The organism is Amycolatopsis sp. NPDC051061, assembly GCF_040682935.1.
Lineage (GTDB): Bacteria > Actinomycetota > Actinomycetes > Mycobacteriales > Pseudonocardiaceae > Amycolatopsis.
The window spans coordinates 31,593-46,689 of sequence record NZ_JBFBBZ010000015.1 but is presented as its reverse complement, the minus strand read 5'-3'; the positions used below and the strand labels follow the sequence as shown (position 1 = coordinate 46,689).

The following is a 15,097-nucleotide window of genomic DNA, read 5'->3' as shown; positions in this document are numbered from 1 at the left end:
ATGACCGGTCGCCAGCGCCCCAAGGTGGCCTTCGGTGCGTCAGACGCACCGAAGGCCGCCTTGGGTGCGTTGAATCAGCACTGCGGCGCGAAGCGCCTCCGTTGAGGGTGGTGGCGGGGGCATGGATGGAGCAACCAAGGCCACCTTGGGGCGGGGGGGACCTCCGGGGCGGGGGCCTTCGCGCCCAGCTCGGAAGAGCGGCCACGCGGCGTAGGTCGGCCCGGTTTCGTGAATACTCTTCATTTTCTTTCGTATTTTCGCTCATCTGAGCGAAAATTCTGTGAGCCAGGCCACTCGGGAGGCAAAAGGGTGGCAAAAGTGCCCCGCTTCCCATGGTTCTTCCCACCCGTCGCGATCTAGCCTGGGCGCCATGGAATTCGCCGTCGCGCCGACGGATGCCGGGGTGCCCGCCGTGCTGGAGGAATTGACCGTCGTCGTCGGCGGTCATCGGCACAGTGCGCTCGCGGCCGGCCCCGAAACGGGTGAGCTCGTCCTCCTGCTGCACGGCTGGCCCGAATTCGCCGACGCCTGGACCGAGCAGCTGCACGCCCTCGGCGAGGCCGGCTACCGCGCCCTCGCCGTCGACCAGCGTGGCTACGCGCGGCAAGCGCGCCCCGACGGTGTCGAGCACTACTCGATCGAGCACCTGGTCGGCGACGCCCTCGCCTTCGCCGACAGCCAGGGCGCCGACCGGTTCCACCTGATCGCGCGCGACTGGGGCGGCATGATCGCCTGGGCGCTGGCCACCGCGCACCCGCACCGGCTGCGGTCGCTGACCGTGCTCTCCACCCCGCACCCGTCGGCGCTGCAGCGCGCCGCCGCCACCGACGACGGGCAGTTCCACGACCTCGGCTACATCCGCTTCTTCCGCCGCGGTGTCGGGAAAGCCGAGAAATTCCTCTTACGCGACGAAGCCGCACAATTACGCGCTGTCTACAACCGCCGGATTCCGGTCGAATTCGTCGAACGCGCCGTCGAACGCCTTTCCGAACCGGGCGCGCTGACCGCAACGCTGAATTGGTACCGCGGCGCCACGAACGACGTATTCGACGTCCCGGCCGGCCGCATCACCGTGCCGACGCTCTACCTGTGGGGCAGCGAGGACCCCTACCTCGGCCAGAGCGCCGCGGAACTGACGGTCCACCACATCGACGCGGAGTACCGCTTCCAGATCGTCGAGGGCGCGAGCCAGTGGATGGCGATGGAGGTCCCCGACGAGGTCAGCGCCCTCCTGCTGGACCACCTCCGCCGGCACTAGGCGGTCTTGCGGACCAGCCCGGTGTAGCCGACCAGCGCGAGCGTGGCGAGCGCCCAGATCGCGGCCTGCACCAGCCAGATCGCCACGGTGAACCACTGCCCGGCGGGAATCCCGGTGTTGAGGTCGCACCGCCCGCGCACCCCCGGCGACAACGGCAGCCCGCGGTCCAGGCCGACGCCGATCAGCTCGACGGTCGTGCAGGGGGCGCCGCGAGCAGCCGTGAGGTCCGAAGTGCGCTCCGCCGCGCGATGGCCCGCGTCGCCGACGTGCCCGGCCCAGAGCCCCAGTCCCCCCGCAGCGACCACGGCGAGCAGGAGCGCGGCCGCCGTCCGCCGGGCCCGGTAGCCGTACCCGGCGAGCGCGCCCCACACCCAGTGGAACCGCCGGGCCGGCCAGCCGCCGATCGCTTCGGGCGCCCGCCGCTGCAGGTCCCGCTGCTGGGCGATGAGGATCTGCCGCGCGTTGCCGTCGTGCCCGGCGGCTCGTTCCGACGCGGCCAGCCGCTGGTACGGCCCCGGCCGGTAGGCGGCGGTGTGGTGCCGGATCAGGTCGAGCCACTCGCGCCAGGTTACGTCGCCGAGGGAGCCGAACCGGAAGCCGTCGAGGTCCACCTGGCCGGCCGGGCCCACCAGCTCGACCGGAAAGAAGATCGGCCCGTCGACCACGGCGTCTTCGACGTCCACGAGGAACTGCGCGTCACGGTGGGTCAGCTCGGCGCCGGTGAAGCTCAGCTGACCGCCGATGTGCGCCCCGAGCAGGTGAATCGTGGCGCGTTCGCCGGCGCTGGTCCCCCGCAGGCCGCTCAGCGCCAGGCTGCCCCGGACCTCGCACCGGTCGGCGACCAGCACCGGTCCCGCGTCGTTGGTGACGTCGGCGCCGGCGAGGGTGACCGAGCCGTGGACCCGGGCCGCCCGCAGGCTCAGCGCGCCGAGTTCGGACGAGGAGGTCACCTTCACCTCGAAGAGTTCGAGGTAGCTGCCGACCCGGAGGTCGTCGGCGCTGAAGGCGGGACCCGACGCGTTGGCCAGTTCCGCGCCGGGGAGCCGCAGCTGGCTGCCGACCTCGGCGGCGTGCAACCGAAGTGCCCCTGCCTCTCCGGCTCCGGCGACGGACGCGCCCGTCAGGTCCAAGTTGCCGCCGACGTGCAGGCTGTCGGCATACAGCGCCGGACCGGAGTCGTTGGCGATCCGGGCACCCTCGAGGTACAGCTCGCCGCCGACGTGGGCGCCGAGCAGACGGATCGTGCCCGGCTCAGCGGCCCCGGTCGCGACCAGCCCCTCGATGTGGACGTTGCCGTCGACCCGAAGACGGTCGCCGCTCAACGCCGCCCCGGCGTCGTTGGTCAGCTCCGCGCCCTCGAGGTAGCAGTTCCCGCCCACGTGCGCACCGAGCAGGCAGAGCGCTCCGTACTCGCCCGAGCCGCGCACTTTCATGCCTTCGCCGAAGAAGCTGCCCTCGACCTGGATGCTGTCGGCGCTCAACGCGCGGCCGCGCGGGTTGGCGAGCACCGCGCCGCCGAGGTTGACCTGGCCGTCGACGCGGGCGCCGAGCAGCGAGATCGCCCCGGTCACGGTGACGCCGGTCGCGTACAGACCGCCGGCTCGGAGGCGGTCGGCTCCGACGGCCGGGCCGCTGTCGTTCACGAGCGTGGCGTCGCCGAGGTCGAGCTGGCCACCGACCCGGGCGCCGAGCAGCCGGAGCGCGCCGTCTCCCCCGGCGCCGGTCACCGTGGCGCCGGCCAGGCTCAGGTCGCCGTCGACCGCCGCGCTGTCGGCGTGCACCACGGGCCCGGACTCGTTGGCGAGCACCGCTTCGCCCAGAAAGACCTCACCGGAGATGTGCGCGCCGAGCAGGCGGATCGCGCCGCTGTCGCCGGCGCCGCTCGCGCGCAGGCCGAGACCTTTGATCGCCCGGCACTCGAGGTCGTCGAGGTACAGCGCGGGGCCGTCGCCGCTGCGGACCTCCGCCTGCGCGAACACGGTCAGGCCGTCGACGCGGGCGTCCCGCAGGCAGATCACGCCGAAGTCGCCGGAGCCGGTCGCGCGCACCCCGGTGAAGTCGAGGTCGTGGCCGATCCGGACGCCGGTGCCGTCGAACCCGGCGACCCGGCTGCCGGACAGGTCGAGCCACGGGAGCCGGGCGTGGCGCGCGCTGATCGTGTTCACGGCCACGCAGTCGACCAGCGCGAGGCCGGTGCCGGCCTCGACGTGGTCGAGGTTCAGCGTCCCGGCGATCCGGGCGCCCCCGAGGCGCACTCCGCGGGGGTCCACCGGACCACGGAGGCCGAGCAGCAGCTCGCGCAGCACCACGGCCCGCACCGGGGCGTCGGTCACGTACGCGAGGCCGCGACGGGCGGCGTCGGCCAGCTCTCGCTCCGCTCCGGTCAGCTTGTCGATCACCGGCAGCGGCGGGAACTCGGTCACCCGTCCAACTAACCAGGCGGCCGGAGCGCGTCCAGGAGCAGGTCCGCGTAGTGGTCGCCGACCTGCCGCGCCGAGAGCGTCCCGCCGCGCCGGTACCAGGAGCCCAGGTGGTGCACGGAGCCGAAGAAGAAGTCGACGACGACGTCGGCCGGCTTGTCCGTGCGGAACTCCCCCGACGCCTGCCCCTCCTCGACCAGGCCGCGGAAGCGCTCGTGGTACTTGCGGCGCTCGGCGCGCACCGCCTTCTGCTTGTCCGGCGAAAGCTGGTGCATGGACTGCAGGAAGATCGTGTTGTCGTCGAGGTTGTCGATGCTGGACACGACGACGTCGGACGCGGCGGCGGCGAGGCGTTCGCGCAGCGGAGCGCTCGACGACGCGACGCTCTCCAGCTGGCGGGTCTGCTCGCGCAGCACGCGGGCGTAGATCTCGTAGAGCAGGTCGTCCTTCGAGCCGAAGTAGTGGTACATCGCGCCCTTGGTGACGCCCGCGGCTTCCACGATCTCCTGGACGGACGTGCGGTCGAAGCCCTTCTTGGCGAAGAGCTTCGTGGCGTGCTCCAGCAGCCGGCGCGGCACGGCGGCCTGGTCGTCGCCCGCCGCCTCGCCCGGCTTGCGGGTGCTTGCTCGGGTCACGGCGAGTACCCCCTCTCCGATCGAACGCACAGGATAACGGCTCAGCCCGCCCAGGACAGGAACCGCCGGGGGTTGTCCACGAGCATCGTCGATATGTCCGTTTCGGACACCCCGCGCTCCCGCAGCGCGGGCAGCACGTCCCGCGTGATGTGCAGGTAGTGCCAGTTCGGCGTGAGCACCGGCAGCTGGTCCTCGGGCAGCCAGTCGATGTAGCAGGAGGCGTCGTGCGAGAGCACCATGCTGCCCGCGTAGCCGCGTTCGCACAGCGCCGCGACCGTGTTGACCCGCTCCTCGAACGGCAGCAGCAGGTCGAGGCCGAACCGGTCCATGCCGAGCAGCGACCCGCGGTCGGCCAGCTCGGTCAGGTAGCCCAGGTCCGTCGAGTCGCCGGAGTGCCCGACCAGCACCTTGCTCAGGTCGACGCCCTCTTCTTGGAAGATCGCCTGCTGCTCGAGTCCGCGCCGCGTGCCGGCGTGCGTGTGCGTCATGATCGGCGCGCCGGTCTCGGCGTGCGCCTTCGCCACCGCGCGCAGCACGCGTTCGACGCCGGGCGTCACGCCGGGTTCGTCGGTGGCGCACTTGAGCAGCCCGGCCTTGACGCCGGTGCCGGAGATGCCGTCGCGGATGTCCCCGACGAACATCCCGACGAGCGGATCCTCGCCCTCCAGCATCGTGCCGGGTCCGCGGAAGTGCAGGTAGTGCGGCACGTCGTTGTACGTGTAGAGCCCGGTCGCGACGACGATGTTGACCTCGACCTCGGCGGCGACCCGCTGCACGCGCGGGATGTAGCGGCCCAGGCCGATCACCGTCGGGTCGACGATCGTGTCGATCCCCGCGTCCTTCAGCTCCTTGAGCCGCCGGATCGCCTCGGGAACGTGCTCGTCCTCCCGGAACCCCTCGTGCTCGGGGTAGTTGGCGACGAACTCGGGGCTCAGCACGAAGAGGTGCTCGTGCATCAGCACCCGGCCCAGCGCTTCCGGCGCGATCGCGCCGCGGACGGTCTCGACCACGCCGCTACCCCCTCGCCCGCAGTTCGCGGCGGAGGATCTTGCCGCTCGTGGTCTTCGGCAGCTCGTCGAGGACTTCGATGGTGCGCGGGTACTTGTAGGCGGCGAGCCGTTCCTTGCACCAGGCCACCAGCTCCGCCGGGTCGGCGTTCGCGCCGGGCGCCGGGCTGACGTACGCCTTGACCGTCTCGCCGCGGTACTCGTCGGCGATCCCGACGACGGCGGCCTCGCGCACGGCCGGGTGCGTGTACAGGACGTCCTCGACCTCGCGCGGCCAGACCTTGAAGCCGGACGCGTTGATCATGTCCTTCTTGCGGTCGACGACGTAGACCCAACCGCGGTCGTCCATGAACCCGATGTCGCCGGTGAGCAGGCGGCCGCCGGGCAGCGCCTCGGCCGTCGCGTCCGGGCGGTTCCAGTAGCCGGAGACGACCATCGGACCCTCGACGGCGATCTCCCCCGGCTGCCCGAACGGCAGCTCTTCGCCGTTCTCGCCGAGGATCCGGACGATCGTGTCCGGCACCGGCAGGCCGATCGAAATCGTGCCGGACTCCGGGTCGATCGGCGCCTCGAGGGTGCCCGGGACGACGACGCAGCCGGCTGTCGTCTCGGTGAGGCCGTAGCCGTTGTGGATGTAGTGCCCGGTCTTCGCGCGGAAGGCCTCGACGACGGCGGGCGGCAGCGCGGCGCCGCCGGAGTAGAGCAGCGCGAATGACTCGAAGTGGTCGCGGCTGAACGACGGGTGGGCCATCAGGGCCATGTAGGCCGTGGACGGCCCGACCGTGTACGCCGGCCGGTGCTCGAGGAAGGCGTCGAGCACGACCCCGGCGTCGAAGCGGTAGGCGAGGGCGAGCGTGCCGCCGATGTCGATCGCGGAGCCGACTTCGCAGACCATGCCGGTGATGTGGAACAGCGGCGCGAGCCCGAAGAGCGTCGAGCCCTCGGGAAGACCGCTGAACGAGCCGAGCCTGGCGGCGTTGGTGCCGACGTTGCCGTGGGTGTTGGTGGCGCCCTTCGGCGTGCCGCTCGTGCCGGAGGTGTAGCTGATCAGCGCGGTGTCGTCGAGCGCGAACGCGGGTTCGGGCGGCTTCGGGCCCGGCGTCGCGGCGGCTTCGAGGAGTTCGAGCGCGCCGGGCGTCTCCTCGCGGGTGACCTTGCCCAGGACGCGCTCGTCGTCGCGCGTCTGGAACTCCAGTTCGCTGGTGGTGAGGGCGATGCCGACGCCGTTTTCGGCCGCGGTCCGGCCGATGTAGGCGTTCCAGCCGCGCTGCGAGCAGACGACCGCCTTGACGCCGGCGTCGGTGAAGATGTGGGTGAGCTCGCGCTCGCGGTACATCGGGTTGACCGGCACGACGATCCCGCCGGCCTTCCACGCGCCGAGCAGAGCGACGACGAACTGCGGGATGTTCTGCAGCACCAGGGCGAGCCGGTCGCCGCGGGCGAAGCCGTTCTTCGTGAGGTAGCGGGCGACGCCGTCGGAGAGCTCGTCGACCTCGCGATAGCTCAGCCGCGCGTCGAAGTACGCGATCGCGGCCCGGTCGGGCACGTGATCCACCGCGCGGCGGAACGACTCGGGCAGCGTCGTCGGCTTCGCCGGTTCCGCGTCCCGGACCCGTTCGTCATAGCTCGCGAGCCAGGGCTTCGCGTCGTACCAGCTCATCCAGTGACCTCCCTTGGACACCGACCGGTCGGTATGGCGACGCTAGGAGGCCGTGGCGGTCCGCGTCAAGACCCGGCTCCGCCGGTAAATGCAGAACTCGCCTTTCACCACGGAATACGGACGCCGGTTCGGAATGGTTCAGATTCTCTCTTTTCGCCGCTTCACTCTGGACAAATCCCTGGCGGAACAGCCACGATGGCGTCCGCGGCCGGTTCGGCCGCACCATTCGGAACAACCGCGCGCTGCCCGTGTGGACCCTCTATGTTCACGCTAACTTGGAGTGATTCATGCCTGCTACCGGTGGACGACACCGCCTCTCGCGGCGGACGAAGATCGCGACGGCGGCCCTCGGCCTCGGGATCGCGGCCGGGGCGCTGGTGATCGCGACGACCGTCGGCGACCCCGGCGCCGCCAACGCGGCCGGCGCGGCCTCGTCCGGGCAGATCACCTGCCCGGACGTCGCCTCGCAGCTCCCCGCGATTCCCGCTCAGGCCCAAGCCGAGGTCCAACGCAACCTCGACCTGCTCACCACGCAGATCAGCGAAGCGAACAACCGCCTCGTCAGCACCGCCGGCCAGGGCGGCCCGAACTTCGTGCAGAACGCGATCCTGGGACCGCTGGCCGACAAGCGAACGTCGACGATCGACCGGATCGCCATCGCCATCGGCCGCCAGGGCGAGAAGCCGCAGAACCTCGGCGGGCTCGCCGCGTGCTCGCTGGGCGGGCAGGCGAACACCGGCGCGGGCACGGTCTCGACCGCTCCGGCGCAGGGCACCGGGAATACCGGCAACACAGGCGGCAACGCCGGCACCGACGCCGGGCAGATCTCGTGCCCCGACGTCGCCTCGCAGCTCCCCGCGATTCCCGCTCAGGCCCAAGCCGAGGTCCAACGCAACCTCGACCTGCTCACCACGCAGATCAGCGAAGCGAACAACCGGCTCGTCACCAGCGCCGGCGAAGGCGGCCCGAACTTCGTCCAGAACGCCATCCTCGGCCCGCTGGAGGACAAGCGCGTAGCGACGATCAACCGCATCGCCACGGCGATCGGCCGGAACGCCGACAAGCCTCAGGGCCTCGACGCGCTCGCCCCCTGCAGCCGGTGAGGGTCAGCGGGCCACGAGGGCGCTGATCCGGAGGAACCCCCGGGTCGTCATCGTGATCCGCACTTCCGTGGTGGTGACCGGCTCGAACGAGAACGTCGTCGGGTCGTTCGACCCGGTCCCCCACGAGATCTTCAACCCACGCACCGGCTCGAAGCCGCGAGCCGTCCGGTACGCGACTTCGACGGTCTCCGGCAGTACCAGCTTCGCGTCCACGACGAAGTTCGCCGTGAGTGTGCCGAAGCGCTGCGGCCGCGGCCAGACCAGCGACACCCAGTCCTGCGGCCGCGGCCGGCTAACCGCGGGCAGGGTCGCGGTCGCCGGCTTGACGTAGAAGTTCGACCAGCCCGTGGCCGGATCGCCGTCCAGCATCGCCGCGGGCAGCGTGTCCGGGGCGCCCGAATAACTCGCGTCCGCGGCCAGGACGGCCGGAGCCTCCGGCCGTTCCCCGGCTCGCGCGCCGGGGCCGTTGCGCTGCCCGAGGTTCGTCCCCGCCACCGTGGTCTTCCCCGGCGTCAGGCCCGGCGCGCTCGCCGTCACGGTGATCGGGCCCCGGCCGCCGGTCGCGGCGATCACGGCGACGGCTTGGCCGCGGAAGGCGGGGATCGTCGGCCGCTGGTAGCTCTGCGCGAGCTCCTGCCGGCCGTTGTCCACCCCGGCGACCCGCCCCGGCCCGCGGACGGCGAACCGCAGCACCGGTTCGGCCCCGGGCACCACGACTCCGCGGGAGTCCACGACCGACGCCGTCACGAACGCCATCGCGCCGTCGCCGCGCGGCTCGGCGGTCAGCGTGACCGCGCGCGGCGGCCCGGCCGTGACGAGCCGGTCGCGGGCCACCTCGCGCCCACCGGACCGGGCGATCGCGGTGAGCGTGCCGGGTTCGAAGGGCACGGTCCACGTCAGGTGCAGCTTGCCGGTGCCGCCGTTCGGGCTGGTGTAGCTGCCGGAGGGGTCGTTCTTGTCGTCGCCGACGGGCTCGGTCGTCTCCAGGTACGGCCGTCCGTCCACAGTGGTCTTCCGGTCGAACTTCCTGACGCCGAGCGACCGTCCGTTCAGGACCAGCTCGACGGTGTCCACAGTGGAGTACACCCAGACCGCGACGGGCTCGCCGGGGCGGTGGGTCGTCCAGTCCATCGGGGTCAGGTGCACCATCGGGGCGGTGGTCCACTGGCTGCGGAACAAGTGGAAGGCGTCCTTGGGCAGGCCCGCGCTGTCGACCGCGCCGAAGAACGACGTCTTGACGGGGAAGACGTCGTACGGCGTCGGCTCGCCGAGGTAGTCCTGGCCGGCCCAGAGGAACTGGCCCTGGCAGAACTTCCGGTCGCGGTCCTTCTTCAGCGAGTACTCGCCGCTGAACGTCCACGAGGCCAGGTTGTTGTCGTACGACGAAGTCGCCCGCTTGCCCGGCGTGTGGTTCTCCCCCGTGTTGAGCAGGTCCGGGTCCTGGTACACCCCGCGCGTCGAGGTCTCCGACGACGACTCGGACTCGAAGAAGAACTTGTCCGGGTAGGCCGCGTGCAGCCCGTCGATCGACTGCGCGGTGTTGTAGTTGACGCCGAGCCCGTCGAGCTGCCGCAGGATCAGGTCCTGGGGCGAACCGGGCGCGGGCACGCTGCGGTAGCGGTCCGAGCCCATGATCACGGGCCGGGTGCGGTCGATCCCGCGGACCACGGCGATCAGCCCCGCCGCGATCTCCGGGCCGCCGGCCATCGACGCGTCCGGCACCTCGTTGCCGATCGACCAGAGCACGACCGCCGGTGAGTTCTTGGCGGCGTGCACCATTTCCGCGATGTCGCGCGCGCTCCACGCGTCGAAGTCCCGGTGGTAGTCGAACTCGACCTTCCCGGTCCGCCAGCAGTCGAACGCCTCGACCATCATCAGGATCCCGAGCCGTTCGCAGACGGCCACCAGCTCCGGGGCGGGCGGGTTGTGCGCGGTCCGCAGCGCGTTGACGCCCATCGCGAGCATCAGCCGCAGCTGCCGCTCCAGCGCGGCGGGGTCGATCACGGCGCCGAGCGCGCCCTGGCTCGAATGCAGGTTGACCCCGCGCAGCTTCATCGGCACGCCGTTGAGCGAGAACCCGTGGTCGGGGTGGAACTCGGTGTAGCGGAAGCCGAAGTCCGTCGTGGTCGTGTCGAGCACGCGCCCGGCCACGACGACGTCCGTGCACACGCGGTACAGCCGGGGCTGTTCGACCGACCACAGCCGCGGATCGGCGACGCTCTGCGTGGTGACCGCCGTGGTGGTCTTGCCCGCGGCCACCGGCACGGTCGCCGAGCCCTTCGCCACCACCCGGCCTGCGAGGTCGGTGACCGTGGTGCGCACCTCGGCCGCCAACGCTCCGGCGGAGTCGTTCACGACGTCGGTCGCCACCCGCACGGTGCCGCGGCCGGCGGCGATGTCGGGGGTCGTGACGAAGGTGCCGTGCCGGGCGACGTGCACCGGCTCGGTGACGACCAGCCGGACCTTGCGGTAGATCCCGCTGCCGGAGTACCAGCGGCTGCTGGGCAGCGGGTTCACCGCCCGGACGGCCAGGACGTTCGGGGTCCGGCCGTCGGTGTGCACCCGGCCGGTGAGGTCGAACGAGAAGCCCGTGTAGGCGTACGGGTGGTTGCCGAGCAGCTCACCGTTCACGTGAACATGCGCGTCCGAATAAACACCGTCGAACTCGACCGACACGCGTTTGCCGGCCAGCGACGGCGGCAGCGTGAACGTCTTGCGGTACCAGCCGAGGCCGCCGCGGAAGAAGCCGGACGAGCTGACGGTGCGTCCGTCGTCGACCGGCGGGAGCTCGATGCTCCAGTCGTGGGGGACGTCGACGACCGCCCAGCCCGAGTCGTCGTAGGCGGGGTTCGCGGCGTCGGCGAAGCGCCCGTCCGGGTCGGTGACGCCGTCGGGGTTCGCGAGGACGAACCGCCAGCCGTCGGTCAGGTCGGTGCTCCGGCCGGCGAGGGCGAGGTCCGGCCGCGGTTCGACGGCCCTCGCGACCGGCGCGAGAGCCGAGGTCGCGACGGCGGCGCCGACACCGCCCAGGACCAGACGTCTGCTGAAGCCGCTCGGCTCTTCGTTCGACATCGGGAGGTCCCTTCCGGCGGCGGGGGCGGAGTGCGGGCGGAAAGCACTATCGCACAAGGGTTTCCCGATGAACAAAGGGTTCGATGATTTCGAACCGGCGGTCAGTCCCGCAAAGCGTCGATCACCTTGGCGAGTACTTCGCGGGCTTGCCGGAGGTCGCTCGCGGTGACCCCCGCCGCGGCCAAGGTCTCCCCCCGGCCGGGTTCGCTCGCGGCCCACAAGCGGTCGAGCACGCTCCGGCCGCCGGGCGTGCACGCGAACAGCGGCGAGCGCCGGTGCGCGGGGTTCGGCTCCACGCGCAGCTGACCGGCCCCGACCAGGTCGTCGACGACCCGCTGGACGGCCTGCCGCACCAGGCCGAGCCGCCGTCCGATCGCGGGCACCGTGAGCGGCGTGCCGGAGACGGCGCTGAGCACGTGCCAGCGCGCGACGGTCGTGCCGTGCGCCGCGGCTTCCCGCTCGCTGATCCGGCGGCTCAGCCCGGCCAGCTCGTAGACGTCGGCGATGAGCTCGCGGTAGGCGGTGACCTCGTCCATGGTGGACAGCATACTGCCATAGTGACAGCATGTTGTCATGATTCCCTTCTTCGCCGACGCGCCCCGGCCCGAGCTCGCCGCCCGGCTGGCCGTGTTCGCACCCCTGATCGGCAGCTGGTCGCTCGTCGTGGAGAACGTCCGCGACGACGGCGGCGCCGACGTCACCGACGGCGAGTGGCACTTCGCCTGGGCCCTCGACGGCCGGGCGCTCACGGACGTCTGGATCAGCCCGTCACGCGCGGTGCGGGCGGCCGAGGGGCTGGACGGCGAATGGGGCATGAGCCTGCGGTTCTACGACCCCGCGATCGAGGCGTTCCGCTCCACCTGGCTCGGTCCGGGGCGCGGCTGGGTGATCCCCTTCATCGGCACGCCGACACCGGACGGCTTCCGGCTCGACGCCGAGGGCCGGTCATGGATCTTCTCCGAGCTGACCCGCGACAGCTTCGAGTGGCGGGCCGAGGAGACCACGCCGGGGTCGCCGGCGCCCCGGGTCCGGCAGCGGTTCCACGCCCGGCGGGTGACGGATGGCCAAGCGACCGCTTAGTATGAGCGCGACCCCGAGGAGGCAGCCATGTCCACTGTGGACGGAGTCCGGTACGCGGCGGACGGCCCGGTCGCCACGCTGACGTTCGACAAACCGGACCGCAGCAACGCGATGGACGTGCCGATGCAGGCCCGCTACGGCGGGCTGCTGCGGGAGGCCGACGCGGATCCGGCGGTCCGGGCGGTGGTCGTCACGGGGGCGGGCAAGGCCTTCTGCCCCGGCGCCGACCTGGGGTTGCTGGACGACATCGCCGCCGCTCCCCCGGCCTCCGGAGGCGGGCACGAGAACTTCCGCGACGTCCTGGCAGCGTCCTCGGTGGGGGTGCCGGTGGTGGCCGCGATCAACGGCGGCTGCGCGGGGCTGGGGTTCGTGATCGCGTGCTCGGCGGACGTCCGCTTCGCCGCGGCGGGCGCGAAGTTCACCACGGCGTTCTCCCGCCGCGGGCTGATCGCGGAGTACGGGATCGCGAAGCTGCTGCCGTCCCTGGTGGGCGAGGGCCGGGCGCGGGACCTGCTGCTGTCGGGGCGGACGTTCACGGCGGAGCAGGCATTGGACTACGGGCTGGTCCAGGAGGTCGTCCCGGCGGAGGAGCTGGGCCTGCGGGCCCACGCTTACGCGACCGAACTGGCGACCTACAGCGCGCCTCGGTCGATGGCGGTGATGAAGGCGCAGTTCACCCGGGAGGCGCTGCTGCCCCTGGAGGAGGCGGCCCGCGAGGCGACGGCGTTGATGATCGAGTCGTTCGGCCGTCCTGAGCTGGCCGAAGGGCTGGCCAGCTGGAACGAGCGCCGCGAACCGAAGTTCCCGGCCCACCCGGCAGACTGAAAACCCCGCGCCACCGGGGGCACGACTGTTACATTGCCGACAGATCGTGTCACACGGGGAGGAAACCGGTGGGGTTCGAGGTCGACGTCGAGGGCATCAGCAAGGCCGCGGCCAAGCTCGGCGAGGGAAAGCCGCCCGCACTCGCCGCGGGCGGGTCGCCGAACGTGGGCGCCACGAGCCGGGCCGGCGGGTTCGCGGGCGACTACGACGTCTGGCTGACGACCCGGCAAGAAGACCTGCAGGCCGCACAGCAGCAGGTCGAAAGCCTGGTCGAGAGTATCCAAACCGCCGCGAAGAGCTACCACGCCACCGACGACGGGGCGCGCGACGCGTTCTTGAAGACCCTCGACAGCGGCCTCGGGCGGATCGACCGGTGAACGCGATCTTCGACCGGATCTACGACCTCGCCGGCCAGGTCGAAAAGGGCAGCACCACCGAGCTGGACGACCGGGCCCGCGCTTGCCGGACCACCAAGGAAGCCGTCGAGGACGCCAAGGCGCTGATCGAGAGCGTCCGGGTCGAACTGAGCGAAGGCTGGACCGGCGGGGCCGGCGAGGCCGCGCTGAATTCGCTCGACGCCTTCAAGAAGAACCGCGACGACCAGGCCGAGGACCTCGAGGACTCGGCGAAGTCGTTCGAGGTGATCCGCGACGCGCTGGCGAAGGCCCAGTCGGAAGCCAGGGACAAGCGCGAACGCGCCGACGCCCTCCGGACGAAGATCGACACCGTCTGGCGCGACCTCGGGAACGGCAAGGGCAACCTCGTCTTCGCGTGGGCGCAGGACAAGTTCTTCAAGGCGGAGGCCGTCGTCCTGCTCGCCGACCTGCAGCTGGCCGTCACCACCTACGACGCCGTCCTGCTCGCCGAAGGCCTGAAGCTGCGTAACAAGACGGGCCGGATTTGGGAGCTGGCGGGCTCCGAAAAGCGCAACCCCGCCGAGATCGCCGCGATCCTGCTCCGCGAGCTGCCGGCCCTCGCCGCGCTGGTGGCGAAGAACCCGGAACTGCGGCTCGCACTGCTCGCGGGCGACTGGGACAAGATCATGCAGGACCCGGACGTCGCCCAGGTGATCTACGACTACTTCGGCTTCAAGTACGACGAAAACGGCGACTTCTACACCACCGGCGAGCACTCCATGCAGAGTTACCTCGGCTGGCACGACGTCTACGACAAGCTCGAACCCGTCATCGGCGCGAAGCTCGACCACACCAGCGACGGCGGCGACAACATGCAGTTCACCGACCCCAAGACCGGCAAGCAGTACCGGCTGGAGCTGTGGAAGGGCAGCTACGGCTTCGGCGGGGCGTACGGCGGCGAGGTCGGGTTCTACACCCGCGAACCCGGCGACGACCACCCCGACGGCTACTACTCCGCCGCCCAGGGCGACGACCAGATCAAGGTGACCCAGCAGATCTACGACAAGACGACCGGCGAGGTCTACTTCACCAACGACGGCCAGGGCGCCGACGGCACCGACAAGAAGCACTTCTGGAACCTGGCGATCCGCACCGACTCGGACGTGAACCCCGCCGACCTGGGCCAGCGCTCCACGATCGAGGTCCGCGACACCGACATGCGCGACCGGATGTACGACGAGATGACCCGGTACGCCGCCGCGCACCCCGACCAGCACCTCACCGTCCACAAAGGTACCGACGACCCGCCCACGCTGAGCTACGACTGGCGGAAGTGACGGCTCAGTAGCCGGTCAGCGGCTTGAACTCCCACTCCCCGTCCTCATTCCGGTCGTCCCGGCGCGCCGGGGCCGCGCGTTCGGTGAGGCCGTCGAACACCCCGGGGACGTCGATCAGGGCGGCGACCTCGTCGGCGACGTGCTGACCGTGCCGGGCTTCGATGTCCTCCAGCCCTTCCCGCAGGGCCGTGGTCGCGGCGCTCCTGGCCCGGCCCCGCAGGGTGCGGGCCAGCTCTTCCGAGGTCGAGTCGCTCATGGTCCCAGCCTAAGGGTCGTGGGGGGGGTACAAGTGTTTTTAAAGGTTTGAGCACCACCAAGCCGGCCTCCCTGGGGGCCCATCTGGG

General features: G+C 71.3%; 13 protein-coding genes. 6 read left to right on the top strand and 7 right to left on the bottom strand.

The window, feature by feature from the left end; all coding sequences use genetic code 11:
* The first annotated feature begins 370 nt into the window (after window positions 1-370).
* Window positions 371-1,258: an alpha/beta hydrolase gene (locus tag AB0N03_RS21485; RefSeq protein WP_364374333.1), complete on the top strand. Its 888-nt coding sequence runs from the start codon at window positions 371-373 to the stop codon at window positions 1,256-1,258.
* Here the strand turns inward: AB0N03_RS21485 and AB0N03_RS21480 are convergent.
* Genes AB0N03_RS21480 through AB0N03_RS21465 form a run of 4 tightly spaced genes read right to left on the bottom strand, consistent with a single transcriptional unit; the run spans window position 1,255 to window position 6,980 of the window.
* The gene (locus tag AB0N03_RS21480; RefSeq protein WP_364374331.1) at window positions 1,255-3,681 is read right to left on the bottom strand and encodes a hypothetical protein; all 2,427 of its coding nucleotides are present in this window, start codon (window positions 3,679-3,681) and stop codon (window positions 1,255-1,257) included. The genes AB0N03_RS21485 and AB0N03_RS21480 overlap by 4 nt on opposite strands.
* Before the next feature lie 8 nt (window positions 3,682-3,689).
* Window positions 3,690-4,313 (bottom strand): TetR/AcrR family transcriptional regulator, encoded by a 624-nt coding sequence (locus AB0N03_RS21475; RefSeq protein ID WP_284740207.1) that lies wholly within the window; start codon window positions 4,311-4,313, stop codon window positions 3,690-3,692.
* 41 nt (window positions 4,314-4,354) lie between these two features.
* Window positions 4,355-5,323 (bottom strand): phosphotriesterase-related protein, encoded by a 969-nt coding sequence (locus AB0N03_RS21470; protein ID WP_364374329.1) that lies wholly within the window; start codon window positions 5,321-5,323, stop codon window positions 4,355-4,357.
* Window positions 5,324-5,327: 4 nt separating this feature from the next.
* Window positions 5,328-6,980, bottom strand: a complete 1,653-nt coding sequence (locus AB0N03_RS21465; RefSeq protein WP_364374327.1) for an AMP-binding protein — start codon at window positions 6,978-6,980, stop codon at window positions 5,328-5,330.
* A 287-nt stretch (window positions 6,981-7,267) separates the two neighbouring features.
* Here AB0N03_RS21465 and AB0N03_RS21460 point away from each other — a divergent pair, with 287 nt between their 5' ends.
* Window positions 7,268-8,083 carry a hypothetical protein gene (locus AB0N03_RS21460; RefSeq protein WP_364374325.1) on the top strand — a complete coding sequence of 272 codons (816 nt, stop codon included), beginning with the start codon at window positions 7,268-7,270 and terminating at the stop codon, window positions 8,081-8,083.
* A 3-nt stretch (window positions 8,084-8,086) separates the two neighbouring features.
* Here the strand turns inward: AB0N03_RS21460 and AB0N03_RS21455 are convergent, their stop codons facing one another.
* Window positions 8,087-11,155, bottom strand: a complete 3,069-nt coding sequence (locus AB0N03_RS21455; RefSeq protein ID WP_364374322.1) for a glycoside hydrolase family 2 TIM barrel-domain containing protein — start codon at window positions 11,153-11,155, stop codon at window positions 8,087-8,089.
* A gap of 101 nt (window positions 11,156-11,256) precedes the next feature.
* Window positions 11,257-11,691, bottom strand: a complete 435-nt coding sequence (locus tag AB0N03_RS21450; RefSeq protein ID WP_364374319.1) for a MarR family transcriptional regulator — start codon at window positions 11,689-11,691, stop codon at window positions 11,257-11,259.
* Window positions 11,692-11,728: 37 nt separating this feature from the next.
* Here AB0N03_RS21450 and AB0N03_RS21445 point away from each other — a divergent pair, with 37 nt between their 5' ends.
* From AB0N03_RS21445 to AB0N03_RS21430, 4 genes are all read left to right on the top strand, one after another.
* Window positions 11,729-12,235: a hypothetical protein gene (locus tag AB0N03_RS21445; protein ID WP_364374316.1), complete on the top strand. Its 507-nt coding sequence runs from the start codon at window positions 11,729-11,731 to the stop codon at window positions 12,233-12,235.
* A gap of 27 nt (window positions 12,236-12,262) precedes the next feature.
* Window positions 12,263-13,060 carry an enoyl-CoA hydratase-related protein gene (locus AB0N03_RS21440; RefSeq protein WP_364374313.1) on the top strand — a complete coding sequence of 266 codons (798 nt, stop codon included), beginning with the start codon at window positions 12,263-12,265 and terminating at the stop codon, window positions 13,058-13,060.
* Window positions 13,061-13,128: 68 nt separating this feature from the next.
* Window positions 13,129-13,437: a hypothetical protein gene (locus AB0N03_RS21435; RefSeq protein ID WP_364374311.1), complete on the top strand. Its 309-nt coding sequence runs from the start codon at window positions 13,129-13,131 to the stop codon at window positions 13,435-13,437.
* Window positions 13,434-14,753, top strand: a complete 1,320-nt coding sequence (locus tag AB0N03_RS21430; protein WP_364374308.1) for a DUF4474 domain-containing protein — start codon at window positions 13,434-13,436, stop codon at window positions 14,751-14,753. The genes AB0N03_RS21435 and AB0N03_RS21430 overlap by 4 nt, the downstream gene beginning before the upstream one ends.
* Before the next feature lie 4 nt (window positions 14,754-14,757).
* On the opposite strand, the gene AB0N03_RS21425 is transcribed toward AB0N03_RS21430, so the two are convergent.
* On the bottom strand, window positions 14,758-15,009 hold the full coding sequence (locus AB0N03_RS21425) for a hypothetical protein (RefSeq protein WP_364374305.1): 252 nt from the start codon (window positions 15,007-15,009) through the stop codon (window positions 14,758-14,760).
* Window positions 15,010-15,097: the final 88 nt, after the last annotated feature.